The following is a 25068-nucleotide window of genomic DNA, read 5'->3' on the forward strand; positions in this document are numbered from 1 at the left end:
GCCCGCGGCCGAGCGGGTAGAATGCCGCCCCCACCCGCCAGCCCAAGCTCGTCGATTCTCATGAATTATCTGATCAAGCTGTTTCCCGAGATCACCATCAAGTCCAAGTCGGCCCGCAAGAACCTGATCAAGTGCCTGCGCCGTAACCTGCGCAAGGTGGTGGACGACCATGACCGGGAGGCACGCCTGAGCGCGTCCTGGGACGCCATCGAGATCGCCCTGAGCCAGCCGCTGGAGGCCGAGGCGCTGGCCGAGTTCGAGGCCAGCCTGGGGCGGGTGCCCGGCATCCACGAGGTGCTGGCGGTGGAGAACTCTCCCCTGGGCGACTTCGAGGCCATCGCCGAGCGGGTGCTGCCGCTGTGGCTGCCACGCATCGCCGGCAAGTCCTTCCGGGTGCGGGTCAAGCGCAAGGGCAAGCACGACTTCACCTCCGCGGATCTGGAGCGCCACCTGGGGGGCAAGCTGCTGGCCGGCGCCGACGACGCCCGGGTCGACCTCTCCCGCCCCGAGGTGACCCTGGCGCTGGAGGTCAACCGTGAGCGCCTGCAGCTGATCGGCCGTCGCTGGCCGGGCCTCGGCGGCTACCCCCTGGGTACCCAGGAGAGCGCCCTGGTGCTGATGTCCGGTGGCTATGACTCCCCGGTGGCGGCCTATCGCATGATGCGCCGCGGGGTGAAGAGCCACTTCCTGTTCTTCAACCTGGGTGGCCCCGCCCATGAGCAGGGGGTGCGCGCCATCAGCCACTACCTCTGGCAGCGCTACAGCCCCACCCACAAGGTGAACTTTATCTCGGTGCCCTTCGAGGGGGTGGTCAAGGAGATCCTCACCACCATTCCCGATCACCTGATGGGGGTGGTACTCAAGCGCATGATGCTGCGGATCGCCGAGCGGGTCGCCGCCCGGGCGCGGATTCCCGCCCTGGTCACCGGCGAGGCCATCGCCCAGGTCTCCAGCCAGAGCCTGCATAACCTGGCGATGATCGACGGGGTCACCGAACGCCTGGTGCTGCGCCCGGTGGTCGCCGACGACAAGCAGACGATCATCGACGAGGCGCGCCGGATCGGCACCGCCGCCTTCTCCGAGACCATGCCGGAGTACTGCGGGGTGATCTCCAACCGCCCCAGCCTCAAGGTCAAGCGCGGCGAGCTGGAAGAGGCCGAGGCCGCCTTCGACTTCGGCGTGCTGGACGCGGCCCTGGAAGCGGCCACTCGTACCCGCTCGGATCGCCTGATCGTCGACCAGGCCAGCCTGCCGGAGATCACCACCCTGGATGGCGAGGCCGCCCTGGCCGAGGCGCCCAGGGTCAGCGTGATCGATATCCGCCACCCGGACGAGCGCGAGGCCGCGCCTTTGTCGCTGCCCGACACCGAGCTGCTGGCCATCCCCTTCTTCGAGCTCCAGGAGCGCGCCTTGGATCTGCCCCGGGATCGCCACTACCTGCTCTACTGCGACCAGGGGGTGATGAGCCGCATGCAGGCCCTGCACCTGGCCGATCAGGGCCTCGCGCATTTCGGCGTCTATCGCCGTTAGTGCCGCCTGTCGAGGGGCCGGGGTATTCTGGGGGCAGCTTGAATAACCTCCCGCAGGGCGACTGCACCCAGAATGGCTAAGGGGCGCTGGGGGGCAGATCGGAGCAAAGCGTCTTTTTCAGGGACGAAAAAGTCGAGCGCCCAGGGAGGGGGTTACAGCGTCTTTGCGAAGGCCTGCCCCCAGGATAGCCCCGAGCCAGCAACGGCGGATGGTTATCGCTGCAATGGCCCCGGGTAATCACCGGCCCAAGGGTGCAGCCCGCCCCGAAGCCGGCTACAATCGACGCCTGATTTCACGGACATTTTCCGCGTGGGGGCGCGCCCTCCACCCAAGCACGGGAACCCAAGAGTCGCCATGCCGAATTCCGCCAGCGCTCCGCGCAAGATCCTGGTCACCAGCGCCCTGCCCTACGCCAATGGCGCCATCCACCTGGGCCACCTGCTGGAGTATATCCAGACCGATATCTGGGTGCGCTTCCAGAAGAGCCGCGGCCACCAGTGCCACTATGTCTGCGCCGACGACGCCCATGGCACCGCCATCATGCTGCGCGCCGAGCAGGAGGGCATCACCTCCGAGGCGCTGATCGACCGGGTCAGCCAGGAGCACCAGCGGGACTTCGCCCACTTCGGGGTGGCCTTCGACAACTACCACTCCACCCACTCGGAAGAGAACCGCTATTTCAGCGAGCTGATCTACACCCGGCTGCGCGACAAGGGGCATATCGCCACCCGCGATATCGAGCAGATGTATGACCCGGTCAAGGGCCTCTTCCTGGCCGACCGCTTTATCAAGGGCACCTGCCCCAAGTGCAAGACCGACGACCAGTATGGCGACAACTGCGAGGCCTGCGGCGCCACCTATACCCCGGCGGAGCTGATCGACCCGGTCTCGGCGATCTCCGGCGCCACCCCCGAGGTGCGTAGCTCCACCCACTACTTCTTCAAGCTGCCCGACTTCGCCGACTTCCTCGACGACTGGATCAACGACGGCCATGTCCAGCCGCAGATCCGCAACAAGCTGATGGAGTGGTTCGAGGCCGGCTTCAACGAGTGGGATATCTCCCGGGATGCCCCCTACTTCGGCTTCGAGATTCCCGATGCGCCGGGCAAGTACTTCTATGTCTGGCTGGACGCCCCCATCGGCTACCTGGCCAGCTTCCAGGCGCTGTGCGAGCGCGAGGGGCTCGACTTCGACAGCTACTGGAAGAAGGGTTCCGAGGCCGAGGTCTACCACTTTATCGGCAAGGATATCGTCTATTTCCATGCGCTGTTCTGGCCGGCCATGCTGCATGGCGCCGACCTGCGCACCCCCACGGCGGTGAACTGCCACGGTTTCGTCACCGTCAACGGCGCCAAGATGTCCAAGTCCCGGGGCACCTTTATCAAGGCCGCCACCTACGCCGAGTACCTCAACCCGGAGTACCTGCGCTACTACTTCGCCGCCAAGCTCACCTCCCGGGTCGATGACCTGGACCTCAACCTCGACGACTTCGCCGCCCGGGTCAACAGCGACCTGGTGGGCAAGGTGGTCAATATCGCCAGCCGCTGCGCCGGCTTCGTCAAGAAGCTCGGCGACGGCCGGCTCTCGCCCCACTGCGCCGAGCCAGAGCGGGTGGCGCGCTTTATCGCCGCCGGCGACGAGATCGCCGACCAGTTCGAGGCCCGCGAATTCGGCCGCGCCATGCGCCTGATCATGGAGCTGGCCGACGAGGCCAACACCTATATCGCCGAGGCCGAGCCCTGGGTGCTGGCCAAGCAGGAAGGCCGCGAGCAGGAGGTGCTGGATATCTGCTCGGTGGGCATCAACCTGTTCCGCCAGCTGATGGTCTACCTGGCACCGGTGGTGCCGACCATGGCCGAGGGCGCGCGGAACTTTCTCGAGCTCGACAGCCTCGATTGGGAGAGCCGTCAGGCGGTGCTGCTGGATCATGAGATCGCCAAGTTCAAGCCGCTGATGACCCGCGTCGAGCGCGACAAGATCGATGCCATGATGACGGCCTCCAAGGAGGACCTGGTGGAAGAACAGAAACTCAAGGAGACCCCCAAGGGTCCCCTGGCCGAAGAACCCATCGGCCCCGAGATCGCCTTTGACGACTTCGCCAAGGTGGACCTGCGCATCGCCCGCATCGCCAAGGCGGAGTACGTGGAGAAGGCCGACAAGCTTTTGCAGCTGACCCTCGACCTGGGCGGCGAGAGCCGCACCGTCTTCGCCGGCATCCGCGCCGCCTACGCCCCGGAGGCCCTGGAGGGTCGCCTCACCGTGATGGTGGCCAACCTGGCGCCGCGCAAGATGCGCTTCGGCGTCTCCGAGGGCATGGTGCTGGCCGCCGGTAACGACGACGGCATCTACCTGCTGTCTCCGGACTCCGGCGCCGAGCCGGGCCAGCGGGTACGTTGAGACCACGTAGCGGGCGGCGCCTGGCGCCGCCCCGGGGATGGCGATGAGCGACTTCCTGCTGATCCTGGTGAGTACCGCCCTGGTCAACAACTTCGTGCTGGTGCAGTTCCTCGGCCTATGCCCCTTTATGGGCGTCTCCAACAAGCTGGAATCGGCCATCGGCATGGCCGCGGCCACCACCTTCGTGCTGACCCTCTCGGCCCTGGTCAGCCATCTGGTCTTCCACCGCCTGCTGGCGCCTCTGGGGCTCGAGTACCTGCGCATCATCGCCTTTATCCTGGTGATCGCCGCCGTGGTGCAGTTCACCGAGCTGATGGTGCGCAAGACCAGTCCATTGCTGCATCAGGTGCTGGGCATCTTCCTGCCGCTGATCACCACCAACTGCGCGGTGCTGGGGGTGGCGCTGCTCTCGGTGCGCCGCGAGTCGAGCCTGATCGAGGCGGGGCTCTATGGCCTGGGCGCGGCCCTGGGTTTCTCCCTGGTGCTGGTGCTCTTCGCCGCCCTGCGCGAGCGCCTGGCCCTGGCCGACGTGCCGCGCCCCTTCCGCGGCGCGGCCATCGCCATGATCAGCGCCAGCCTGATGTCACTGGCCTTTATGGGCTTCGCCGGGCTGGTACAGGGGTAGTCATGCCGGAACGTATCGCCACCACTCCCTGTCAGGTATCGGGCTAGCCTATGCTGGAGCTCATCGCCAATCACGGCATCCTCGCCGCCATCCTGGTCCTGCTCGGCCTGGCGCTGGCCTTCGGCGCCCTGCTGGGCTTCGCCGCCGAGCGCTTCCGGGTCGAGGGCGACCCGGTGGTGGAGAAGATCGACGCCCTGCTGCCTCAGACCCAGTGCGGCCAGTGCGGCTATCCGGGCTGTCGCCCCTACGCCGAGGCGATCGGCCGGGGCGAGGCGATCAACAAGTGCCCCCCCGGGGGCGAGCCCACCATCGCTGCCCTGGCCGACCTGCTGGGGCGCGAGCCCGAGCCCCTGGACGGCGAGGCCCAGGAGGAGCCCCGGGTGGCCTATATCCGCGAGGCCGAGTGCATCGGCTGCACCAAGTGCATCCAGGCCTGCCCGGTGGACGCCATCCTCGGCGCCGCCCGGCAGATGCATACGGTGATCGCCGAGGAGTGTACCGGCTGCGACCTCTGCCTGGAGCCCTGCCCGGTGGACTGTATCGAGCTGCGCCCCCGGGAGCCGGACGCCTGGCACTGGCCGCGCCCCGAGCTGATCGCCAGCGACCGTCATGACCCGCCGATCATTGCGGGAGCCGCATCGAGATGAGCCGTCGCTTCGACTTTCCCGGCGGTATCACCCCGCCCGGCCGCAAGGCCCAGAGCACCCGGGAACCGCTACGCGAGGCGCCGCTGCCCCGCCGCGTGGTACTGCCCCTGACCCAGCATCGTGGTCAACCCGCCGAGCCCTGCGTGGCGGTTGGCGAGCGGGTGCGCACCGGCCAGGTGATCGCCCATCCCCAGGGCCGGGTCTCCGCCGCCCTGCATGCCAGCATCAGCGGTACCGTCAGCGCCATCGAGCCGCGCCCTATCCCCCACCCCGGCGACCTCACCGCCCCCTGCCTCGTGATCGAGGGCGACGGGAGCGATGAGTGGACCCTGATGCCGGCCCTGGATTGGCGCGCCACTGACGCCGAGACCCTGCACCGGCGCCTCGCCGAGAGCGGCCTGGTGGGCCTGGGCGGCGCCGGCTTCCCCAGTCAAGTCAAGGCAGGCCTCGGCGAGCACCACGCCATCGATACCCTGGTGGTCAATGCCGCCGAGTGTGAGCCCTATATCAGCGCCGACGACATGACCCTGCGCCGGCATGCCGCCGAGGTGCTGGAAGGCGCCCGGCTGCTGGCCCACCTGCTGGGCGCCGAGCGGATCCTGGTGGGCATCGAGGATGACAAACCCGAAGCGCTCGCCGCCCTGAACACGGCGATCGCCGCCTCCGAGAGTACGCCCATCATCGAGCTAAAGGTGATCGAGACCCGTTACCCCAGCGGCGGAGAAAACCAGCTGATTCGCCGCCTGCTGGGGCGCCAGGTGCCCAGTGGCGGCCTGCCCGCCGATATGGGTGTGATCTGCCATAACCCCGGCACCCTGCGGGCGGCCCTCGAGGCGGTGCGCGACGGCCGTCCCCTGATCTCCCGGGTGGTGACCCTGACCGGCGAGGCCCTGGCACGCCCCGGCAACGTGATCGCCCGCCTGGGCACGTCGCTGGCCGAGCTGCTCGATGATGCTGGCCTCGACCGCGACCGCCTGGCCAGGCTGGTGATGGGCGGTCCGCTGATGGGCCAGCCCCTGGCGCGCCTGGACCTGCCGCTGGTCAAGACCGCCAACTGCCTGATCGCTGCCAGCGCCGAGGAACTGCCGGCGCCGCCCCCGCCGCGCCCCTGCATCCGCTGCGGCGACTGCGAGACGGCCTGCCCGGTGGCCCTGGCCCCCCAGCGGCTGTTCGCCTTCGCCCAGGCGGACGCCGACGACAAGGCCCGGGAGCTGGCGCTGTTCGACTGCATCGAATGCGGGGCCTGCGACTATGTGTGCCCCAGCCATCTGCCCCTGGTGGCCCAGTTCCGCGCCGCCAAGGATCGCCTGCGCCACAAGGACGCCGAGGCCCGCCGCGCCGAGCGGGCCCGCCACCGCTATGAGTGCCGCCAGGCGCGCCTGGAGCGCGAGGCCGCCGAGAAGGAGGCACGGCGCCAGGCGCGGCGCCAGGCGGCCAGCCGGCCGGCATCCCAAGCCACGCCCCGAGGCGGCGCCGACGGCCAGGAGGCGGTCAAGAGCCTGCGCATCGCCCGGGCCGCCGCCAAGGCGGCGCTGCGCAAGGCAGAGCGCGCCCTGGCCCGGGCCAGCGATGCCGACGCGGCGACCCTGGCGGACCTGGAGACCCAGCGCGCCACCGCCGAGGAGCACCTCAAGGCCGCCGAGGCCCGCCTCGAGATGGCCCAGGCCCAGGGCAACGGCCAGGACGATGCCCAGAGCAGCACCGAGGAGCGCCCATGAGTCCGATCCATGACGGCTCGGCCCAGGCGGGCGCACAGAACGAATCCCGCCACGCCCCCCAGAACAGTGCCGAGGAGCGCCCATGAGTCTGATGCATGCCAGCACCGCCCACTCCTCCCCCGGCACCCCCGAGATCATGCGCTGGGTACTGCTGGCCACCCTGCCCGGCATCGCCCTGATGACCTGGCACTTCGGCTGGGGCGTGCTCGCCAATGTGCTGGTGGCGGGGAGCCTGGCCATGGCCCTGGAGGCGCTGATGCTGCGCCTGCGCGGGCGAGTCGTGCGCGCCACCCTGGCCGACCATAGCGCCCTGGTCAGCGGCGTGCTGCTGGGCGCCGCCCTGCCGCCCTTCGCCCCCTGGTGGCTGCTGCTGGTGGGCGTCACCGCGGCCATCGTGGTGGCCAAGCACCTCTACGGCGGCCTGGGCCAGAACCTCTTCAACCCCGCCATGGTGGGCTATGCCCTGCTGCTGATCGCCTTCCCTGTGCCCATGACCCAGTGGGTCGCGCCGCTGGGGCTGAGCGGCCCCGAGGCGCTGTCGCCCCTGGAGGCGCTGCGCCTGCTGGCCGGCCTGGGCCCGGGGCTCGACGCCCTGAGCGGCGCCACCCCCCTGGACGCCTTCAAGCACAAGCCCCCGGGGCTGATGGCCCATGAGTTCTGGGCCGGCGAGCCGCTGCCCGCCGGGGCCCAGGCCGCCTGGCGGGACGTCGCCCTGGGCTGGCTGGCCGGCGGCGTCCTGCTGCTGTGGCGCCGGCTGATCGACTGGCGCATCCCCCTGGCCCTGCTCGGCAGCCTGACGCTGCTGTCGGGCCTGCTCTATGCCGGCGACCCCAGCCAGTACGGCTCCCCCGCCTTTCATCTGTTCGCCGGGGCGGCGCTTTTCGGTGCCTTCTTTATCGCCACCGACCCGGTGAGCGCCGCCGCCGGTCGCCGCGGTCGCTGGCTCTATGGCGCCGCCATCGGCGTGCTGGTGGTGGTGATCCGTACCCAGGGCGCCTATCCGGACGCCATCGCCTTCGCCGTGCTGCTGATGAACTTCGCCGTGCCGCTGATCGATCATCTCCTGCCGCCCCGGCCCCTGGGACGGCGCCATCGGGAGACCTCGTCATGAGCCTGCTGCCCGCCATTCGCCGCGCCAGCCTGGGCCTCGGCCTCTTCGCCCTGATCACCGCCGGGGTGGTGGCCGGCACCCGGGCACTCACCGCCGAGCGCATCGCCGAGAACCAGCGCGCCGAGGAGTACCGGCTGCTGCGGGAGGTGCTGCCCGAGTCGCTGCGTGACCTGCCGGTGGAGACCGTGCTGGCGGGGCGGCTGACCCTGCCCGCCAGCGAGGCGGTGGGTCAGCGGGTGCCCTTCGCGGCCTGGCGAGTCGAGCGTGACGGCCGGGCGGCGCTGATCCTGCCGGTGGTGGCCCAGGGCTATGGCGGCCCCATCCATCTGCTGGTGGGCATCGACCGGGAGGGCCAGTTGGGCGGCGTGCGCGTCAGCCGCCACCAGGAGACCCCGGGGCTCGGCGATCCCATCGAGCGGCGCAAGAGCGACTGGATCCTCGCCTTCGAGGGCGCCAGCCTCGAGGCCCCGCCCCGGGAACGCTGGGCGGTGCGCCCGGATGGCGGCGACTTCGACAGCTTCACCGGCGCCACCATCACCCCCCGGGCGGTGGTCGCGGCGGTCAGGCGCGCCCTGGAGTACGTGGACGCCGAGGGCGAGGCCCTCTTCCAGGATGAGGAGACCCGGCCATGAGCCCCCCCAATCTCTCGACCCTGGCCCGGGACGGCCTCTGGGACAACAACCCGGCCCTGGTGCAGCTGCTGGGGCTCTGCCCGCTGTTGGCGGTCAGCGCCAGCGTGGTCAACGCCCTGGGCCTGGCCCTGGCCACCCTGGGGGTGCTGATGGGCAGCAACCTGGCGGTATCGCTGATTCGCCAGCGGGTGCCCGCGGCGGTGCGCCTGCCCGCCTTCGTGATGATCATCGCCGCCTTCGTCACCTGCGCCGACCTGCTGATGGCCGCCTACGCCTATGAGCTGCACAAGGTGCTGGGGATCTTTATTCCACTGATCGTCACCAACTGCGCCATCCTGGGCCGCGCCGACGCCTTCGCCGCCCGCCAGCCGCCGCTGCCGGCGCTGCTCGACGGCCTGATGATGGGGCTCGGCTTCGGCGCCGCCCTGGTACTGCTGGGGGCCATCCGCGAGCTGTTCGGCCAGGGCAGCCTCTTCGCCGGCCTCGACCTGCTGCTGGGCCCCCTCGCCGCCGACTGGCAACTGACCCTGATTCCCGACTACGACTTCCTCTTTCTGGTGCTGCCGCCCGGGGCCTTCTTCACCGCCGGCCTGCTGATCGCCCTGAAGAACGCCATCGACGACCGGCGGCGCCGGGCCGCCGCGCCCACGCCCCGGGAGCGCATTCGCGTCACCGGCACCCCACGCTGACGAGGCCCTGATGAACGCCGAGAAACGCTTCGAGATCTTCGCGCGGCTGCGCGAGCACAACCCCGAGCCCACCACCGAGCTCGACTGGAGCAGCCCCTTCGAGCTGCTCACCGCGGTGCTGCTCTCCGCCCAGGCCACCGACGTGGGGGTCAACAAGGCCACCGCCCGCCTCTTTCCCCTGGCCAATACCCCCCAGGCGATCCTCGACCTGGGCCTCGACGGCCTCAAGGCACAGATCAAGACCATCGGCCTCTACAACACCAAGGCCGAGAACCTGATGAAGACCTGCCGCATCCTGATCGACCGCCACGGCGGCGAGGTGCCACGGACCCGGGCCGCCCTGGAGGCGCTGCCGGGGGTGGGGCGCAAGACCGCCAACGTCATCCTCAATACCGCCTTCGGCCAGCCCACCATCGCCGTGGACACCCATATCTTCCGGGTCGCCAACCGCACCGGCATCGCCAAGGGCAAGGACGTGCTGGAGGTGGAGAAGAAGCTGCTGCGCCATGTGCCCCGGGAGTTCCGCCAGGACGCCCACCACTGGCTGATCCTGCATGGCCGCTACACCTGCGTGGCCCGCAGGCCCCGCTGCGGCAGCTGCGTGATCGAGGACCTCTGCGAGTTCAAGGACAAGGTGGATATCTAAGAGGCTGCCATACTGGGCCATATCCGGGTCACCCCATTAGATCGGAGGTCTCGATGGTCGCCCTCAAGTACCTGCTGCTGCCGCCACTGATCAACCTGCTGCTGATCCTGCTGGGCCTGGCCCTGGGGCCCCGGCGCCTGGCGGGCGGGCTCCTGCTGGGCCTGGGACTGGCGAGCCTGGCCCTACTGGCCACCCCCATGGCCAGTCACCTGCTTCGCCAGGGGCTGGAGCCCCATCCGGTGATCGGTCCCGGCCAGTGGCGCCAGGCCCAGGCCATCGTCATCCTGGGGGGCGGTCGCGACTACGACGCCGCCGAGTTCGGCTGGGGGGACGCGCCCGCGGATGCCAGCTGGCGGCGCCTGGCCTATGGCGCCAAGCTGCACCGCGACAGCGGCCTGCCGATCCTGGTCAGCGGCGGCCGGGTGCACGACGAGCACAGCGCCGAGGCGAGCCTGATGGCCGCCGCCCTGCGCGAGGTGTTTCGGGTGCCGGTGCGCTGGATGGAAGGCGAGAGTCGCAATACCGCCGAGAATGCCCGCTTCAGCGCGCGGATGCTCGGTAATGACGGCATCACCCGGGTGGCCCTGGTCTCCCAGGCCTGGCACCTGCCCCGGGCGGTGGCGGAGTTCGAGGCGGCGGGGCTGACGGTGATTCCCGCCCCCACCGGCTTCGCCAGCGCCCCGCCGCCGGGGCTCTACGCCTGGCTGCCCCGGGCCTACCACCTCCACCAGAGCAGCCGCGCCCTCCATGAATGGCTGGGGCTCGCCTGGCAGCGGCTGAGCAAGCGACTGCCCTAGCGCCTTGCGTGCCGGGCGTATCGCCGCAACCCAGGAACGAATGGCTGGGGCTGGCCTGGCAGCGGCTGAGCGAGCGACTGCCCTAGCGCCTTGCGTGCCGGGCGTATCGCCGCGACCCAGGAACGAATGGCTGGGGCTGGCCTGGCAGTGGCTGGGCGAGCGGCTGCCGTGAGCCGCCCGCCCCATCTGGCAGCAGAGGCCGGCTTCCCCGCCATATCCGGCATCAAGGTAACGGTATAAGAACCTAGAAGCCGGCGTCTTCCAGGCGCCGGGCCATCTGCTCCAGCGCCTCGATGCCCTGGACGTCACTCGCCAGCAGCGGCAGGCGCGGCCGCGGCAGGTGCCTGAGCTCGTCATCGATACGCGCCAGGTAACTGGCCTCCTGAGCGCGACGGGCGGCCAGGAAGCGGCCATCGGCCTCCGCGGGAATCACCCGGTTGACCAGGGTACCCGCCACCGGGATCTTCGCCTCCTCCAGGGCCGCCACGGCGCGTACCGTTTCCAGGATCGGTAGCCGCTCCGGGGTCAGCACGAAGAGGAAGCCGGTATGGTCGCTCTCCTCGATGCGTCGGCGCGCCTGGTGGAAGAGCCGTCGCCGGGTGATCAGGGTCTGGGCCACCTCCCGGGAGCGCTCGTCCAGATCGCTCAGGGGGTCCTCCTGGGGATCATCGAAGGGGGTCGCCAGGTCCCGCCCCCGCCTGGGGGTCAGGTGAGAGAGCACCTTGCCCAGTTCCTCGGACTTGCGGTTATGGGCCAGCAGGCCGTCGGTCCAGGCCGCCATGGCCTCCGGCAGGCTCAGCAGGCGCAGGGTATGGCCGGTGGGGGCGGTGTCGATGATCACCAGGTCATAGGGGGCCTCATCATCGGTGATCAACCGCGCCAGCCGCTCCAGCAGGGCCGCCTCCTGGGTGCCCGGCGACTGCCGGGTCAGGCGCATCTGGCGCTCCAGCTCCGCCATCATCTGCGGGGCGGCATAGCGGCGCATCTGCTCGATCACCCGGGCCAGGTGCGCCTCTACCTCAGCGTCCGGGTCGATCTCCAGGGCATCCAATCCCGGTAGCAGGCGCCGGGGGCGATCGCCCAGCTCCCGGTCGAAGGCATCGCCCAGGCTATGGGCCGGGTCGGTGGAGACCACCAGCACCCGCTTGCCGCGGCGCGCCGCCAGCACCGCCAGCGATGCCGAGACGGTGGTCTTGCCGACACCGCCCTTGCCGCCCACCCAGAGCAGGCGTTTATCCAGCAGTTCTTTCATATCAGATTCCATGCTTCATAAGCTGCAAGCCAGGATGGTGCCCACCCTCAGCGCGGGGATGGGCCGGGTTGCCTCGTTGCTTGATCCTTGATCCTTGGCGCTTGGCGCTTGGCGCTTGGCGCTTGGCGCTTGGCGCTAGCAGCACTTGAAATGATCCAGGGGCGAGTGCTCCATGCCCATGCGCCGGTGCCAGTCGTGGAAGCGTTCCAGCAGCAGGGGCTGGAGCTCCAGGGTGTAGTAGGCCACCGGGTTGGAGAGCCCCATCATCTCGGAGAAGACCAGCAGCATAAAGAGGTCGTCCTCGTCGCGCCGGGCCCGGGCGATGGCCCCCCGGTAGCGGGTGGAGTAGATCTCCTCGGCGAAGAATCGGGCCTGGCCGAGCCAGGCCCGAATCCGTTCGAGCCGCGGATCGTGAGGGTCACGATCATCGCTCATCGGTGTCCTCCCGCGTCACTCTTGGGACTCCAGGGTCTCGGCCCGGGAGCGTTTGAGGGCCGAGGCGCACTCCATGGCCACCAGGATGGCGGCGATCAGCACCACGATATCCAGCACCAGCAGGAAATGGTTGCCCTGCTCGAGGAAGCTGCGCAGCTGGATCAGCAGGGCCGCGATGGTCATCACCAGCAGGAAGCACAGCGGCACCAGGGTGTAGGCCATGGGACGCTTGAGGCGCACCAGCATCACCGTGATCACCAGCAGGGTCAGGCCCGCCAGCAACTGGTTGGTGGTACCGAACAGCGGCCAGATGATCAGGCCACCGGAGCCATCGGCGCCCCCGGCCCCGAAGGCCAGCAGCAGGCAGCTACCCACCGCCAGCAGGGTGGCCGGCGCCGACTTCTTCATCCACTGTTGATTATAGATCTCCCCCCACTCCTGGAAGATATAGCGCTGCAGGCGCAGGCCGGTATCCATGGTGGTGCCGGCGAACAGCGCCGCCATCACGGTGAGCAGGGTCGCGGCGGTGGCCTCCGGCAGGCCGATGCCGTTATGGATGATAAAGGCGCCGCCCTCCACGAAGGCATTGACGCCGCCCTGGCCGAAGGCGGTGTACATGGCCTGCCAGTCGGCGAAGGTGGCGAAGCCGGCGGTGGCGGCGAGAATCGCGGCCAGCGCCAGCATGCCCTCGCCGATGGCGCCGAAGTAACCGACGAAGCGGGCATCGGTCTCCTTGTTGAGCTGCTTGGAGGTGGTGCCGGAGGAGACCAGGCCGTGGAAGCCGGAGATGGCGCCGCAGGCGATGGTCACGAAGAGCAGCGGCAGCAACGAAGGGGTGCCGGCAGGCACGTTGTCGTTGAAGGCCGGGGCCACCAGGGTCGGGTTCATCAGCAGGATGGCACCATAGAGGACGATCAGGCCGATAAACAGCTGCAGGCCGTTGATGTAGTCCCGGGGCTGGAGCAGCACCCAGACCGGCAGCAGGGAGGCGATGGCCGCATAGCCGAAGAGGATCAGGATCCATACCGCATTGCCGGACAGGCCAGCCACCTCGGCGGGCATCTGGATGGGCACCGAGGGGCCGATACCGATCAGCGCATAGAGGGCGATCACGCCGAGGATCGACACCATGGGTAGGCTCAGCAGGCGGCGGTAGATCAACTGGCCGATGATCAGCGCCACCAGGATGGCGCCCCACACCGGGACCACGGCGCTGGAGAAGTTCATCATCAGGCCGGCGATCACCACGGCGAAGACCGCGTTGACCATCAGCAGCACCAGGAAGATCACGATCATGAAAATGCTGCGAGCCCGCTTGCCCACCACGTCGCCGGTCAGGGCGCCCACCGACTTGGCCTTGTTGCGCACGCTGGCCCAGATGGCCCCGGTGTCATGCACCCCGGCGAAGAAGATGGTCCCCAGCACCACCCACAGGAAGGCGGGCAACCAGCCCCAGATCACCGCGATGGCGGGTCCCACGATAGGGGCGGCCCCGGCCACCGAGGTGAAGTGGTGCCCCCACAGCACGAAACGATTGGTGGGCACATAGTCCACTCCATCCTCGTACTCATGGGCGGGCGTCTTGTAATCGGGGTCGAGGCGGTAGATCCGCTCGGCGATAAACCTGGCGTAGAGGAAGTACCCCGCCGCCATCGCCCCCAACCCCAGGACCAGCAGCACGATTGCGCTCATGTGATAGGCTCCTTGGTAAGGCGTTCTTTTTTCTTGGTCGCTCGCCGATTCGGCGAGCCTTGGCTGGCATGCGTTATATTGCCACTCGCTAAGATTGGTAGCCAGCTACCAATAAATCCATCATAACCAAGGAAAAATCGGTCGTATTTCGCCCAAAGTCGAAGCGTTTTGCGGGGCGGATGAACTCCGTGGGAGGTGCTATGAATGCTTTCTGGTCAACCCTGGCCATGGCCGCGGCCTTCGGCCTCTTTATCGGCATGCTGCTGCGCCTGTCCCTGCGTCGCAACGCCCCCCGCCCGGCGGCCTGGGTGCACCCCCTGGGAGGGATCGCCGCCGGCCTGGTGGCCTTCTTCCTGTATCAGGGGCTCGGTTGGCTAACCCGGGTACCCGACTGGCTGCTGCCGCTGCTGGTGATCCTGCTGGCCTGGTATTGGCTGCGCCCCCGCCGGGACGGGCTGGGCTTCGGGCACCCCGATAACGGCCACGGCTGATCGCCAAGCGCTTTCTCCTTCCTCGCCGCGCCATTCTGCCAAGGTCGCCTTTCAACGTCCGCCGCCGCGCCACTAGACTGCACTCAACAACGACAATCGACGAGGAGGGGCCGATGCCCAAGGTGCTGGTGGTGGATGACGAGCCCAATATCGTCCTGTCTCTGGAGTTCCTGATGCAGCAGGCGGGCTTCGAGGTCACGACCGCCGAGGATGGCGAAGGCGCCCTGGCCCGGGTCGCCGAGGACCTTCCCGACCTGGTGCTGCTGGATATCAGCCTGCCCGATCTCAGCGGCTTCGAGGTCCTCGAGCGGCTGCGCCAGATGCCCCGGGGCGCCAAGCTGCCGATCATCATGCTCACCGCCCATGGCCGCGAAGTGGAACGGGAGAAGGGCCTGGCACTGGGGGCGGATGATTACATCACCAAGCCCTTCTCGACCCAGGCCCTGGTGGAGAAGGTCAAGGCGCTGCTCGACGAGGCCCGCTGATGGGGCTACCCAGACGCCAACGCCTGGTCGGTGCCTGGCTGCTGCTCAGTGGTCTGAGCTTCTTCGCCGGCCTGGTCATCGCCCTCTGGCTCGATGCCCGCCTGATGCCCCAGGGCCTGGAACGCCTCGCCCTCTGGGCGGCCAGCCTGGCCAGCGGGGTGCTGCTGTTCACCCTGGGCGCCCTGCTGGAGCGGCGCCTGCTGCGCCCGCTGCGCCACCTCCAGGTACTGGTGGCACGCCTGGCCGCCAACCCCGATGCCCGTGACGACTACCCTCCCGAGGGCTGGCTGGCCGGCCTGGCCCCGGATCTCAGACGGTTACGGCAGGGCTGGCGAGGCGACCGCGAACGCCTGGCCACCGCCCATGCCGAGGGCGCCCGCAGTGCCGCGCGGATTCGCCAGGAGCTGGAGTCCCTGCTGCAGCTCCTGGAGACGCCCCTGCTGCTGTGCGATCGCCACCACCGCCTACTGCTCTTCAATCAGGCCGCCGAGACGCTCTTCGCCGACCATCCGGGGCTGGGCCTGGGCAAGCGCCTGGAGGGGCTGCTGCCCCAGGCCAGCCTGCGCGATAGCCTGGCCCGGCTGCCCGATGACGGCACGCCTCGGGAGCTACTGGTGCCCCTGGGCGAGCATTGGCTGCGCGCCATGCTGCGCCGGGTGCCCAGCCAGCATGAGGAGACCCTGATCACTCTGGAGGACGCCACCGCCGCCTGGCACAGCGAGCTGGGGCCCCGGGCCGGCCTGGCAGAGCTGCTGCCACGCCTGCGCGGCCATGGCGCTAACCTGGGCAGTGCCGCCGAGGCCCTGGGCCAACTGGAGGGGCGGGACGAGGCCCTGCGCCATCGCCTGACCCAGGCCGTCCAAGAGGAGAGCGAGCGCCTAGGGGAACTGATCCACGGCCTCGGGGAGCTCACCGAAAGCCTCCAGCAGCAGGGCGAGCGTCTGCTGCCCACCTGGTCCAATGATCTCTTCGAGGCCCTCAACGAGCGCCTCACCGAGCGTGGCCTGGCGATCCGCCCCATCGGCATCCCCGCCTGGATCAAGGCCGATGCCCCGGCGCTACTGGGGTTGCTCGAAGCCCTGGTGGAAGAGCTCGCCGCCACGACCAGCCAGACCTGCCTGGAGGTCGAAGCCTGCCTGGGCAACAAGCGGATCTACCTGGACCTGATCTGGATCGGCCCCCCACTCTCCCAGGGGCGGCTGGCCCAGTGGCAGTCGCGCCGGCTGGCGCAGCTGCCCCTGGCCCCCAGCCTGCAAAGCCTGCTGCGCCAGCATGCCAGCGAGCTATGGAGCCTGGCCGACGAGGATGGTCAGCACGCCCGGTTGCGCTTGCCATTGCCGGCGGCGGAGCGGGTCGGCGCGCCCCGCCCCCGGGTCCCCCCGCGCCCCGAATTCCACGACTTCGGCATCGCCGAGCTGCCGCCACCGGATGAGGCCCTGGCGGCCCGCCCGCTGTCCGCCCTGGAGGTGGTGGCCTTCGATACCGAGACCACCGGCCTGGCCCTGCGCCAGGGCGACAAGGTGATTAGCCTGGGCGCCTGTCGCATCGTCAACGGCCGCCTGCTGGCCGACGACACCTTCGATGTGCGCATCGACCCCCAGCGCCCCATTCCCCCGGAGAGTACCGCCATTCACGGCCTGCGCGACCAGGACGTGGTCGGCGCCCCACCCCTGGCCCAGGTGCTGCCGCGCTTTCGCGACTATGTGGGCGATGCGGTGCTGCTGGCCCATAACGCCGCCTTCGATCTGCTGGCCCTGCAGCCCACCGGGAGCCCCTGCTGCCTGAGCATGCCGATACTCGATACCCTGCTGCTCTCCCGGGCCCTGGACCCGGGGCTGGATGGCCATGACCTGGACAGCCTGGCGGCGCGCTACGACCTGACCATCCCCCCCGAGGCACGGCACACGGCGCTGGGCGATGCGCGCCTGACCGCCGAGCTCTGGCTGCACCTGTTGCCGCGTCTGGAGGCCCGCGGGATCGAGCGCCTGGATCAGCTGTTACGCCTGCAAACCAGCGCCTTCGACAGGGAGGACGCCAGCGCATGATCCCCCACCGCCCCCTCTCCTCCCTGGGCCAGGGGGACGCCAATGCGTGAGCCCGATAAGCGCCCCCGCCACCTGGAGCGGCTACTGGCCCTGCTGCTGCTGGCCCTGGCGCTCTTCTCGCCGCCGCTGGTGATCATCGCCGACCGCCCCCTGGCCGGCGGACTCTCCGCCCTGCCCCTCTATCTGCTGCTGGCGTGGGGCCTGGTGATCGGCCTGGCCGCCTGGCTGCTGGAGCGCGGCGCCCGGGAGGGAGACAGGGAATGAGCCTGCGCCGGCCAGCAACAGGCGTGATCGCCCCCCGGGAAGGGGGCCGGCATGCGTAGCGAAGCGGTTATCCTCGCTGCCGCTTTCGGCTACCTGGCGCTGCTGTTTCTGATCGCCGCTTGGGGCGACCGGCGCGCCAGCCAGGGCCGCTCGGTGATCGGCTCACCCACCGTCTATGCCCTCTCCATCGCCGTCTACTGCACCGCCTGGACCTTCTATGGCAGCGTCGGCCGGGCCACTACCCAGGGCGCCAGCTTCCTGCTGATCTACCTGGGGCCCACCCTGGCGATGCTCTCGGCGCCCTTTATCCTGCGCAAGATGGTGCGTGTCGCCTCGGACCAGCGACTCACCTCCATCGCCGACTTCATCAGCGCCCGCTATGGCAAGAGTCGCGTGCTCGGCGCCCTGGTGGCGCTGGTCGCCCTGGTGGGCATCACCCCCTATATCGCCCTGCAGCTCAAGGCGATCACCCTGAGCCATGCGGTGCTGGTAAGCTATCCCGCCCCCATCGAGCTGCAACTGGCCGAGGAGCGTTTCTGGGTCGACAAGTCCTTCTGGGTGGCCCTGGTGCTGGCGGTCTTTATCATTCTCTTCGGCACTCGCCACCTGGATGCCAGCGAGCGCCACGAAGGCATGGTGGCGGCCATCGCCTTCGAGTCCCTGGTCAAGCTGGTGGCCTTTATCTCGGTGGGCGTGTTTACGGTCTTCGTGCTCTTCAACGGCGTGGGTGACCTCTTCGCCCGGGCCGGCGCCGATCCCCAGTTGCGCCAGGCCCTGGACCTGTCGGCGGTGGATGGCGGTGCCCTCGGCTGGAGCGGCCTGCTGCTGCTGGCCTTCCTGGCCTTCCTGACCCTGCCCCGCCAGTTCCAGGTGCTGGTGGTGGAAAACGTGGACGAGCGTCACCTGATCCGCGCCAGCTGGCTCTTTCCCCTCTACCTGCTGGCCATCAACCTCTTCGTGATCCCCATCGCCCTAGCCGGCATGCTGCTGCTGGGGGGCAGTGATCCGGACAGCTTCGTGCTGACCCTGCCGCTCTCCGCCGGTCTCGAGGCGCTGCCGCTACTGGTCTTTATCGGCGGGCTCTCCGCCGCCACCGGCATGGTGATCGTCGAGACCATTGCCCTCTCCACCATGGTCAGCAACCAATTGATCATGCCCCTGCTGCTGCGCTCCCCTCGATGGCGCCTGGAAAGCCGTGGCGAGCTGCGCGGCTGGCTGCTGGGCATCCGCCGGGTGGCCATCCTGCTGATCCTGCTGCTGGGTTACCTCTACCATGCCCTGCTCGGCGATGCCTACAGCCTGGTGACCATCGGCCTGGTCTCCTTCGCCGCCGCCGCCCAGTTCGCCCCCGCCCTACTATTGGGGCTCTACTGGCGGGGCGCCAATCGTCGGGGCGCGATCACCGGCCTGGTGCTGGGGGCAATGGTCTGGGCCTATACCCTGCTGCTGCCGGGCTTCGCCCAGTCCGGCTGGCTACCGCTGAGCCTTATCGAGCAAGGCCCCTGGGGCCTCGACTGGCTACGCCCCTATGCCCTGCTCGGCCTGGAGGGCTGGGATATCTATACCCACTCGCTGTTCTGGAGCCTGGGGCTCAACCTGACCGCCCTGGTGGGCCTCTCCCTGTTCGGCCGCCAGAGTCGCCTGGAGCAGACCCAGGCGGCACTCTTCACCGGGGCGCTGCGCCGCGATGCCATGCCCACCAGCCTGTGGCAAGGCCAGACCAGTCGCGGCGAGCTGCGCGACCTGCTGACCCGCTACCTGGGCGCCAAGGCGGCCACCCGGGTGCTGGAGGGGGGGGACGACGACCGGCCGGCCCCGCCGGCACTGATCGCGCGCACCGAACGGGCCCTGGCCGGGGCCCTGGGCAGCGCCTCGGCGCGGGTGCTGATCAATTCGGTGGTGCGTGGGGAGGCCCTGGACCTGGAGGCGGTGCTGAGGATCCTCGACACCACCTCCCAGACCCTGGAGTACAACCGTCGCCTCAAGCAGAAATCGGAGGAGCTGGCGCGCATCGGCGAGGAACTTCGCGGTGCCAATGAGCGGCTGCGGGAACTCGACCGCCTCAAGGACGAGTTCGTGGCCATGGTCAGCCACGAGCTGAGAACGCCGCTGACCTCGATTCGCGCCTTCGCCGAGATCCTGCGCGACGGCAAGGACCTCCCCGACGCCAAGCGCGAGCAGTTCCTCGAGGTGGTGGTGCAGGAGAGTCAACGTCTCTCTCGACTGATCGAGGAGATCCTCGACCTGGCCCGGCTGGAAAGCGGGCGCCTGACCCTCAACCCCCAGCGCCTCGACCTGGCCGCCCTGGCCCGCCACGGCCTGGCGGCGGTGGAACGGCTGCAGGCGGAGCGCGGCGTGACCCTGGAGTCGGCCATCGAGCCCGGGGAGGCCTGGGTGATGGGCGACCCGGACCGCCTGGCCCAGGTGATCATCAACCTGCTCGATAACGCCGGCAAGTTCGCCGATGATGAGCGGCCCCGGGTGCGCCTCACCCTGAGCCGCCACAAGACGCACTATCGCCTCGCCGTCGAGGACAATGGGCCCGGTATCGCCGAGGCCGAGCGCGAGCGGGTCTTCGAGAAATTTCACCAGATCAAGCAGCAGCAGGGCGGCAAGCGGCGCCACCGGCCCAAGGGCAGCGGCCTGGGGCTACCCATCAGCCGCGGCATCGTCGCCCACCTGGGCGGCCGCCTCTGGGTAGAGCCCGCCCCCACCCTAGGCGGTGCCTGCCTGATCATGGAGCTGCCCGAGGCCCTCGACGATTAAGCCCGACCCTGCCGGTAGCCCTTTAGGGGCCACTCCCTCAGGTCCCGTGTCGCCGCTCCTTCCGGGCGGCGGCCTTGGCCAACTTGATCAGCTCGCGCACCCGCCCCAGGTCATGGCGCAGCAGCAGCCGCTCCGCCTCGTCCAGGCGCGCCATATCGATCCAACCATCCGCGGCACGCCCCTGGGCCAGGCTCTCCCGCTGGGCGCGCAGCAGCAGCGCCTGACAGCGCCCCAGGACCGCCTGCAGGGCCTGGGCCCTGGCCGCCTCCAGCCCCTCGCGCCCCACCAGCTCCGCCAGGCGCCCGCGGGTATCGACGCTGCGACAGCCATGACACCAGGCCAGCAGGCGGGTGGCATTGACCAGCGGCAGCAGGCCGCGGCGCTTGAGGTCGAAGGCCCGCTCGTGGGGCGCCTCGTTATCCACCACCAGGCGCCCGAAGCGTTCCAGCAGCGGCGGCGCCTCCTCCAGCAGCTCGGCCATCTCGTCGAGGAAGAGCGCCGCCCGGGGCACCAGGGCGAGGGCCTTGTCGCGCAGCGCCTCGGCCAGGCGCGCCTCGCCATGCACCGGAAAGAAATCGAGCAGGATGGTGGCCTGCTGCACCCGCTTGACCCGCCGCTCGGCGGTCCAGATCTCCAGTTGCTTGCCCCACTCCTCCAGGCGCTTGCGCCACAGGGGCCAGCGCGCCATCACCTGGCCACGGCAAAGCGGAATCCCCGCCCCGTCCAGACGCGCGGTAAAGCGCTCTCCCAGTTGCTGAAAATAGCCGTCGATCTCGGTGTGGCGAGCGTCCGGGTAGGCGTCGAGGATCATGGCATTGTCCTGATCCGGCCCCAGCAGGCTCTCGTGGCGAGCCCCGGAGCCCAGGGTCAGCACGCAGAAGGCGACCGGCGGCGCGCCCCAGCCCTGGGCTCGCATCTCGGTCAGGGCGTCGTCGATGGCGCGGCGATAGAGCCAGTCGTTATGGTCGCTGAGCAGCTCGGCGATACGCGACGCCGGCAGCTCCAGGCGCACCAGGGCCTCCACCAGGGTGGGCTGCCAGGCCTTGGCCTCGGCCAGGCCCGGCTCGGGCCCCAGCGCCGTCAGGGCATCGCTCAGGGGCGCCAGCGACTCGGGCCAGCATGAGGGATCGGGGGGAAAGGCCCCGGCGAAGAGGGACCGCCAGGGGGAAGGACGTTGCAGCAGGCGCATGGGCACTCCTCGTCGGGACTGCCCGCAGTGTAGCGCCTGGTGGCATCCTTGCCTGTTGGGCCAAAGGCCAAGTCAGCGGATCATGGCCATCAGCGGGGCTCGGATTATCGCCTCGCCGATATCGTCGATGGACGGCCTGCGGCCTTAGTGGGCCCGACCCTCAACGGGGCTCGAACATCGCCTCGCCGATATCGTCGATGGACGGCCTGCGGCCTTAGTGGGCCCGACCCTCAACGGGGCTCGAACATCGCCTCGCCGATATCGTCGATGGACGGCCTGCGGCCTTAGTGGGCCCGACACTCAACGGGGCTCGAACATCGCCTCGCCGATATCGTCGATGGACGGCCTGCGGCCTTAGTGGGCCCGACCCTCAACGGGGCTCGAACATCGCCTCGCCGATATCGTCGATAAAGCGCTGCGCCTTGCTGATCATCAACTGCTCGCAGGCCTCCCGGCCGGGTACCACGTCGGAGCGCTCGAAGCGGTGCGCCTTGGTCTCACCACCGTCCACCGGCAAGCGGATCCAGCCGCTGACCCGGTACTGGCCACCCTGCTCCTGGCAGTCGGGGATAATCCGATAGCCCCGGTATTCCACCGGCGCGGCCTCGGGGGCCGCCTTGGCCTCTCCCTGGCCGAAGAGGCCGGATAACAGCTTCTTGAACATGGTGTCCTCCTTATCGACGCCTCAACGACAGCGACGCCGACCGGGGCCGACGTCGCTGAGTCTCAAGTCTTTCCAGGAAACGGCTGATTTATGTTGCGAGCGAAGAGAGATTGGCCGCTGCCGGAGCACAGAAACCGGAGCCTATGCGGTACTAGGTGAGGATTTCGAGCACCGCCGGCGGCCAAGATATCGAGCGCAGTAATAAATCAGCGTTTCCTTAGTCCTGCTTACGGCCCTTGCCCGCGGCAATCCGCAGCCGCAGGGCGTTAAGCTTGATAAAGCCCTCGGCATCCTTCTGGTCGTAGGCGCCGGCATCGTCCTCGAAGGTGGCGATGGACTCGTCGAACAGAGACTCGGCGGACTGACGGCCCACCACGGTGGCGCTGCCCTTGTAGAGCTTGATGCGCACCACGCCGGAGACGTTCTCCTGGGTGGCATCGATGGCGGCCTGCAGCATCTTGCGCTCCGGGCTCCACCAGTAGCCGTTGTAGATCACCTTGGCATATTTCGGCATCAGCTCGTCCTTGAGATGGGCCGCCTCGCGGTCCAGGGTCAGGGACTCGATGGCGCGGTGCGCCTTGAGCATGATGGTGCCCCCCGGGGTCTCGTAGCAGCCACGGGACTTCATGCCCACATAGCGGTTCTCGACGATATCCAGGCGACCAATGCCGTTGGCGCCGCCCAGCTTGTTGAGGGCCTCGAGCACCTCGTGGGGCTTCATGGCCTGACCATCGATGGCGACGATATCGCCCTTCTCATAGGTCAGCTCGATATAGGTGGGCTGGTCCGGGGCGGCCTCCGGGGAGACGCTCCAGCGCCACATGTCCTCCTCGGCCTCGGCCCAGGGATCCTCGAGGATGCCGCCCTCGTAGGAGATATGCAGCAGGTTGGCGTCCATGGAGTAGGGGGATTTCTTCTTCTTGGAGGAGAAGTCCACCGGGATGCTGTGCTCGTCGCAGTAGGCCATCAGCTTCTCGCGGGAGTTGAGGTCCCACTCCCGCCAGGGGGCGATCACCTTGACGCCGGGCTTGAGGGCGTAGGCGCCCAGCTCGAAGCGCACCTGGTCGTTGCCCTTGCCGGTGGCGCCGTGGGAGATGGCGTCGGCGCCGGTCTCGTTGGCGATCTCGATCAGCCGCTTGGCGATCAGCGGGCGGGCGATGGAGGTACCCAGCAGGTACTCGCCCTCATAGATGGTGTTGGCCCGGAACATCGGATAGACGTAGTCGCGCACGAACTCCTCGCGCAGGTCCTCGATGTAGATCTCCTTGACGCCCAGGGCCTGGGCCTTGGCGCGGGCCGGCTCGACCTCTTCCCCCTGACCGATATCGGCGGTGAAGGTCACCACTTCGCAGTTGTAGGTCTCCTGCAACCACTTGACGATAACGGACGTGTCCAGGCCGCCGGAGTAGGCGAGAACGACCTTCTTGACATCGGACATTCGGGGCTCCTTGGTGAATCGACTCATGCAAGACGCTGCGGCGGGAAAGCCTGCCACAGCCTGGGGTTTCGAGCGCCTCAGTATAGCGCCCTTGGTCGGCGTCGAATACCGCCGCCTGGCGCCAGGCGGGGGCAAAGATGCTAGAATCCGCCCCACCCGGGCGGTCCATCGCCAGGGATGATCATGAATCGGGAAGGGAGAGGGGCATGAGCGAGGCAATCGCCCGCGAAATGATGGCGCAGCGCTTTCGAAGTTTTCTGCCGGTGGTGGTGGACATGGAGACCGGCGGCTTCAATGCCGAACGCGACGCCATCCTCGAGATCGCCGCCGTGACCCTGAGCATGGATCCGGAAGGCAACCTGATACCGGATGCCACCTACGCCTTCCATGTGAGCCCCTTCGAGGGTGCCAATGTGGAGCAGTCGGCCCTCGACTTCACCGGCATCAAACTCGACGACCCCCTGCGCCAGCAGGTCGCCCTCGGCGAGGCGGAAGCCCTGGGGGAGATCTTTCGCCCGGTGCGCAAGGCGGTCAAGGCCAATGGCTGTACCCGCGCCATCCTGGTGGGTCATAACGCCGCCTTCGATCACGGCTTCCTGAATGCCGCCGTCAACCGTTGCGGCATCAAGCGCAACCCCTTCCACCCCTTCTCCAGCTTCGATACCGCCAGCCTCTCCGGCCTAGTCTATGGCCAGACGGTACTGGCCCGCGCCTGCCGCGCCGCCGGCATCGCCTTCGACAATACCGAGGCCCACTCGGCCCGCTACGACACCGAGCGTACTGCCGAGCTGTTCTGCGCCATCGTCAACCGCTTCAAGGACCTGGGGGGCTGGAACCTGGCCCAGCGGGAGCAGGGCCTGGAAGAGGTCTAGGGCAAGCCGGATAACAGCCTGACAAGGCAAATCGCCCCCATGGCAAGGCCATGGGGGCGATGGTTTTTCCGGCTTCAAGCTTAAGGCGTTACGCGTCAGACGACGCCTGATTGTGCTTGGCGGCGGTCTGCTTGATCAGGGTCTCCAGCTCGCCGTTCTGGTACATCTCGACGATGATATCGCAGCCGCCGACCAGCTCGCCGTCCACCCACAACTGGGGAAAGGTGGGCCAGTTGGCGTACTTGGGCAGCTCGGTGCGGATATCCGGGTTGTCGAGGATATTGACGAAGGCGAAGCGCTCGCCGCAGGACATCAGCGCCTGTACCGCCTGGGCGGAGAAACCGCACTGGGGCAGCTGGGGAGAGCCCTTCATGTAAATCAGGATGGGGTTTTCGCCGATCTGCTGCTTGATGTTGTCGATGGTGGTGCTCATGGGGATTCCTTCTCGACGGTGACTGTGAGCTTGGCAACCATTCTACTGATCCCCGGCGGCGAAAACAGCCCCGGGGCGACACCCGCCCCACCCGGCCCCTCCCAGTTGGACTGACTGAGGGGTTCACAGCGCCCCGCGACGGCCCGCCCCCAGGGTAACCCCGGCCCGCCGATCAGAAAGTGTACTCACTGCGACAGCCCTGCCCCCACGCGTTGCGCCGCACCGCCCGGCTAGCTAGGATGGTCGTTTT

General features: G+C 68.6%; 23 protein-coding genes. 16 read left to right on the forward strand and 7 right to left on the reverse strand.

Translation table 11 applies throughout. The annotated features are described in order from the left end of the window. Positions 1 to 60 precede the first annotated feature (60 nt). The 10 genes from thiI (at position 61) to ACZ5EF_RS10455 (ending at position 10792) form a co-directional block, all read left to right on the forward strand. On the forward strand, positions 61 to 1530 hold the full coding sequence (gene thiI / locus ACZ5EF_RS10410; RefSeq protein ID WP_346062227.1) for a tRNA uracil 4-sulfurtransferase ThiI: 1470 nt from the start codon (positions 61 to 63) through the stop codon (positions 1528 to 1530). A gap of 354 nt (positions 1531 to 1884) precedes the next feature. After that, positions 1885 to 3927 (forward strand): methionine--tRNA ligase, encoded by a 2043-nt coding sequence (gene metG / locus ACZ5EF_RS10415; RefSeq protein WP_346062226.1) that lies wholly within the window; start codon positions 1885 to 1887, stop codon positions 3925 to 3927. Between the two features lie 43 nt (positions 3928 to 3970). Next, a complete protein-coding gene (rsxA, locus tag ACZ5EF_RS10420) occupies positions 3971 to 4552 on the forward strand; it encodes an electron transport complex subunit RsxA (RefSeq protein ID WP_346062225.1) in 582 nt (193 codons plus the stop codon). A gap of 50 nt (positions 4553 to 4602) precedes the next feature. After that, the gene (rsxB, locus tag ACZ5EF_RS10425; protein WP_346062224.1) at positions 4603 to 5199 is read left to right on the forward strand and encodes an electron transport complex subunit RsxB; all 597 of its coding nucleotides are present in this window, start codon (positions 4603 to 4605) and stop codon (positions 5197 to 5199) included. Beyond that, positions 5196 to 6917 carry an electron transport complex subunit RsxC gene (gene rsxC, locus ACZ5EF_RS10430; RefSeq protein WP_346062223.1) on the forward strand — a complete coding sequence of 574 codons (1722 nt, stop codon included), beginning with the start codon at positions 5196 to 5198 and terminating at the stop codon, positions 6915 to 6917. The genes rsxB and rsxC overlap by 4 nt, the downstream gene beginning before the upstream one ends. Positions 6918 to 6999: 82 nt before the next feature. Further along, positions 7000 to 8028 carry an RnfABCDGE type electron transport complex subunit D gene (locus ACZ5EF_RS10435; protein WP_346062222.1) on the forward strand — a complete coding sequence of 343 codons (1029 nt, stop codon included), beginning with the start codon at positions 7000 to 7002 and terminating at the stop codon, positions 8026 to 8028. Beyond that, on the forward strand, positions 8025 to 8660 hold the full coding sequence (rsxG, locus tag ACZ5EF_RS10440) for an electron transport complex subunit RsxG (RefSeq protein WP_346062221.1): 636 nt from the start codon (positions 8025 to 8027) through the stop codon (positions 8658 to 8660). Before ACZ5EF_RS10435 ends, rsxG begins: the two co-directional genes overlap by 4 nt. Beyond that, positions 8657 to 9349 carry an electron transport complex subunit E gene (locus ACZ5EF_RS10445; RefSeq protein ID WP_346062220.1) on the forward strand — a complete coding sequence of 231 codons (693 nt, stop codon included), beginning with the start codon at positions 8657 to 8659 and terminating at the stop codon, positions 9347 to 9349. Before rsxG ends, ACZ5EF_RS10445 begins: the two co-directional genes overlap by 4 nt. 10 nt (positions 9350 to 9359) lie before the next feature. Next, complete coding sequence (gene nth, locus ACZ5EF_RS10450) at positions 9360 to 9995, forward strand: endonuclease III (protein ID WP_346062219.1); 636 nt, start codon at positions 9360 to 9362, stop codon at positions 9993 to 9995. A 53-nt stretch (positions 9996 to 10048) separates the two neighbouring features. Beyond that, entirely contained in the window at positions 10049 to 10792 is a 744-nt protein-coding gene (locus tag ACZ5EF_RS10455; protein ID WP_346062218.1) for a YdcF family protein, read from the forward strand. Positions 10793 to 11036: 244 nt separating this feature from the next. Here ACZ5EF_RS10455 and ACZ5EF_RS10460 read toward each other — a convergent pair whose 3' ends face one another. From ACZ5EF_RS10460 to ACZ5EF_RS10470, 3 genes are all read right to left on the reverse strand, one after another. Continuing rightward, a complete protein-coding gene (locus ACZ5EF_RS10460; protein ID WP_346062217.1) occupies positions 11037 to 12044 on the reverse strand; it encodes an ArsA family ATPase in 1008 nt (335 codons plus the stop codon). 135 nt (positions 12045 to 12179) lie between these two features. Then, positions 12180 to 12479, reverse strand: coding sequence for a cory-CC-star protein (locus tag ACZ5EF_RS10465; protein WP_346062216.1), 300 nt, complete (start codon positions 12477 to 12479; stop codon positions 12180 to 12182). A gap of 15 nt (positions 12480 to 12494) precedes the next feature. Beyond that, a complete protein-coding gene (locus ACZ5EF_RS10470) occupies positions 12495 to 14171 on the reverse strand; it encodes a carbon starvation CstA family protein (RefSeq protein ID WP_346062215.1) in 1677 nt (558 codons plus the stop codon). A gap of 200 nt (positions 14172 to 14371) precedes the next feature. Here ACZ5EF_RS10470 and ACZ5EF_RS10475 point away from each other — a divergent pair, with 200 nt between their 5' ends. The 5 genes from ACZ5EF_RS10475 to ACZ5EF_RS10495 all read left to right on the forward strand — a co-directional run bounded on the left by ACZ5EF_RS10475 (position 14372) and on the right by ACZ5EF_RS10495 (position 20222). Next, positions 14372 to 14662, forward strand: coding sequence for a hypothetical protein (locus tag ACZ5EF_RS10475; RefSeq protein ID WP_346062214.1), 291 nt, complete (start codon positions 14372 to 14374; stop codon positions 14660 to 14662). Positions 14663 to 14775: 113 nt separating this feature from the next. Then, entirely contained in the window at positions 14776 to 15147 is a 372-nt protein-coding gene (locus tag ACZ5EF_RS10480; RefSeq protein WP_346062213.1) for a response regulator transcription factor, read from the forward strand. After that, positions 15147 to 17192 carry a 3'-5' exonuclease gene (locus ACZ5EF_RS10485; protein ID WP_346062212.1) on the forward strand — a complete coding sequence of 682 codons (2046 nt, stop codon included), beginning with the start codon at positions 15147 to 15149 and terminating at the stop codon, positions 17190 to 17192. The genes ACZ5EF_RS10480 and ACZ5EF_RS10485 overlap by 1 nt, the downstream gene beginning before the upstream one ends. Before the next feature lie 42 nt (positions 17193 to 17234). Continuing rightward, entirely contained in the window at positions 17235 to 17456 is a 222-nt protein-coding gene (locus tag ACZ5EF_RS10490) for a hypothetical protein (protein WP_346062211.1), read from the forward strand. Positions 17457 to 17507: 51 nt separating this feature from the next. Further along, a complete protein-coding gene (locus tag ACZ5EF_RS10495) occupies positions 17508 to 20222 on the forward strand; it encodes a sensor histidine kinase (protein WP_346062210.1) in 2715 nt (904 codons plus the stop codon). Between the two features lie 37 nt (positions 20223 to 20259). Here the strand turns inward: ACZ5EF_RS10495 and ACZ5EF_RS10500 are convergent, their stop codons facing one another. The 3 genes from ACZ5EF_RS10500 to ACZ5EF_RS10510 form a co-directional block, all read right to left on the reverse strand. Then, the gene (locus tag ACZ5EF_RS10500) at positions 20260 to 21411 is read right to left on the reverse strand and encodes a DUF294 nucleotidyltransferase-like domain-containing protein (protein ID WP_346062209.1); all 1152 of its coding nucleotides are present in this window, start codon (positions 21409 to 21411) and stop codon (positions 20260 to 20262) included. Between the two features lie 370 nt (positions 21412 to 21781). Next, complete coding sequence (locus tag ACZ5EF_RS10505) at positions 21782 to 22075, reverse strand: HlyU family transcriptional regulator (protein ID WP_346062208.1); 294 nt, start codon at positions 22073 to 22075, stop codon at positions 21782 to 21784. A 217-nt stretch (positions 22076 to 22292) separates the two neighbouring features. Further along, entirely contained in the window at positions 22293 to 23513 is a 1221-nt protein-coding gene (locus ACZ5EF_RS10510) for an argininosuccinate synthase (protein ID WP_195859696.1), read from the reverse strand. A 206-nt stretch (positions 23514 to 23719) separates the two neighbouring features. Between ACZ5EF_RS10510 and rnt the strand changes: the two genes are divergently transcribed. Then, on the forward strand, positions 23720 to 24385 hold the full coding sequence (gene rnt, locus ACZ5EF_RS10515) for a ribonuclease T (RefSeq protein WP_346062207.1): 666 nt from the start codon (positions 23720 to 23722) through the stop codon (positions 24383 to 24385). A gap of 88 nt (positions 24386 to 24473) precedes the next feature. Here rnt and ACZ5EF_RS10520 read toward each other — a convergent pair whose 3' ends face one another. Beyond that, positions 24474 to 24818: a Grx4 family monothiol glutaredoxin gene (locus ACZ5EF_RS10520; protein WP_346062206.1), complete on the reverse strand. Its 345-nt coding sequence runs from the start codon at positions 24816 to 24818 to the stop codon at positions 24474 to 24476. Positions 24819 to 25068 lie beyond the last annotated feature (250 nt).

The organism is Bisbaumannia salifodinae, assembly GCF_055388505.1.

Bases quoted from the DNA above. Each gene is read 5' to 3' on its own strand.
- ACZ5EF_RS10455 (WP_346062218.1), top strand. From the start codon at position 10,049: ATGGTCGCCCTCAAGTACCTGCTGCTGCCGCCACTGATCAACCTGCTG.
- ACZ5EF_RS10470 (WP_346062215.1), bottom strand. From the start codon at position 14,171: ATGAGCGCAATCGTGCTGCTGGTCCTGGGGTTGGGGGCGATGGCGGCG.
- ACZ5EF_RS10505 (WP_346062208.1), bottom strand. From the start codon at position 22,075: ATGTTCAAGAAGCTGTTATCCGGCCTCTTCGGCCAGGGAGAGGCCAAG.
- rsxC (WP_346062223.1), top strand. From the start codon at position 5,196: ATGAGCCGTCGCTTCGACTTTCCCGGCGGTATCACCCCGCCCGGCCGC.
- ACZ5EF_RS10475 (WP_346062214.1), top strand. From the start codon at position 14,372: ATGAATGCTTTCTGGTCAACCCTGGCCATGGCCGCGGCCTTCGGCCTC.
- ACZ5EF_RS10465 (WP_346062216.1), bottom strand. From the start codon at position 12,479: ATGAGCGATGATCGTGACCCTCACGATCCGCGGCTCGAACGGATTCGG.
- metG (WP_346062226.1), top strand. From the start codon at position 1,885: ATGCCGAATTCCGCCAGCGCTCCGCGCAAGATCCTGGTCACCAGCGCC.
- ACZ5EF_RS10460 (WP_346062217.1), bottom strand. From the start codon at position 12,044: ATGAAAGAACTGCTGGATAAACGCCTGCTCTGGGTGGGCGGCAAGGGC.
- thiI (WP_346062227.1), top strand. From the start codon at position 61: ATGAATTATCTGATCAAGCTGTTTCCCGAGATCACCATCAAGTCCAAG.
- ACZ5EF_RS10510 (WP_195859696.1), bottom strand. From the start codon at position 23,513: ATGTCCGATGTCAAGAAGGTCGTTCTCGCCTACTCCGGCGGCCTGGAC.
- ACZ5EF_RS10480 (WP_346062213.1), top strand. From the start codon at position 14,776: ATGCCCAAGGTGCTGGTGGTGGATGACGAGCCCAATATCGTCCTGTCT.
- rsxB (WP_346062224.1), top strand. From the start codon at position 4,603: ATGCTGGAGCTCATCGCCAATCACGGCATCCTCGCCGCCATCCTGGTC.
- ACZ5EF_RS10445 (WP_346062220.1), top strand. From the start codon at position 8,657: ATGAGCCCCCCCAATCTCTCGACCCTGGCCCGGGACGGCCTCTGGGAC.
- ACZ5EF_RS10520 (WP_346062206.1), bottom strand. From the start codon at position 24,818: ATGAGCACCACCATCGACAACATCAAGCAGCAGATCGGCGAAAACCCC.
- ACZ5EF_RS10490 (WP_346062211.1), top strand. From the start codon at position 17,235: ATGCGTGAGCCCGATAAGCGCCCCCGCCACCTGGAGCGGCTACTGGCC.
- rsxG (WP_346062221.1), top strand. From the start codon at position 8,025: ATGAGCCTGCTGCCCGCCATTCGCCGCGCCAGCCTGGGCCTCGGCCTC.
- rnt (WP_346062207.1), top strand. From the start codon at position 23,720: ATGAGCGAGGCAATCGCCCGCGAAATGATGGCGCAGCGCTTTCGAAGT.
- ACZ5EF_RS10500 (WP_346062209.1), bottom strand. From the start codon at position 21,411: ATGCGCCTGCTGCAACGTCCTTCCCCCTGGCGGTCCCTCTTCGCCGGG.
- rsxA (WP_346062225.1), top strand. From the start codon at position 3,971: ATGAGCGACTTCCTGCTGATCCTGGTGAGTACCGCCCTGGTCAACAAC.
- nth (WP_346062219.1), top strand. From the start codon at position 9,360: ATGAACGCCGAGAAACGCTTCGAGATCTTCGCGCGGCTGCGCGAGCAC.
- ACZ5EF_RS10485 (WP_346062212.1), top strand. From the start codon at position 15,147: ATGGGGCTACCCAGACGCCAACGCCTGGTCGGTGCCTGGCTGCTGCTC.
- ACZ5EF_RS10435 (WP_346062222.1), top strand. From the start codon at position 7,000: ATGAGTCTGATGCATGCCAGCACCGCCCACTCCTCCCCCGGCACCCCC.
- ACZ5EF_RS10495 (WP_346062210.1), top strand. From the start codon at position 17,508: ATGCGTAGCGAAGCGGTTATCCTCGCTGCCGCTTTCGGCTACCTGGCG.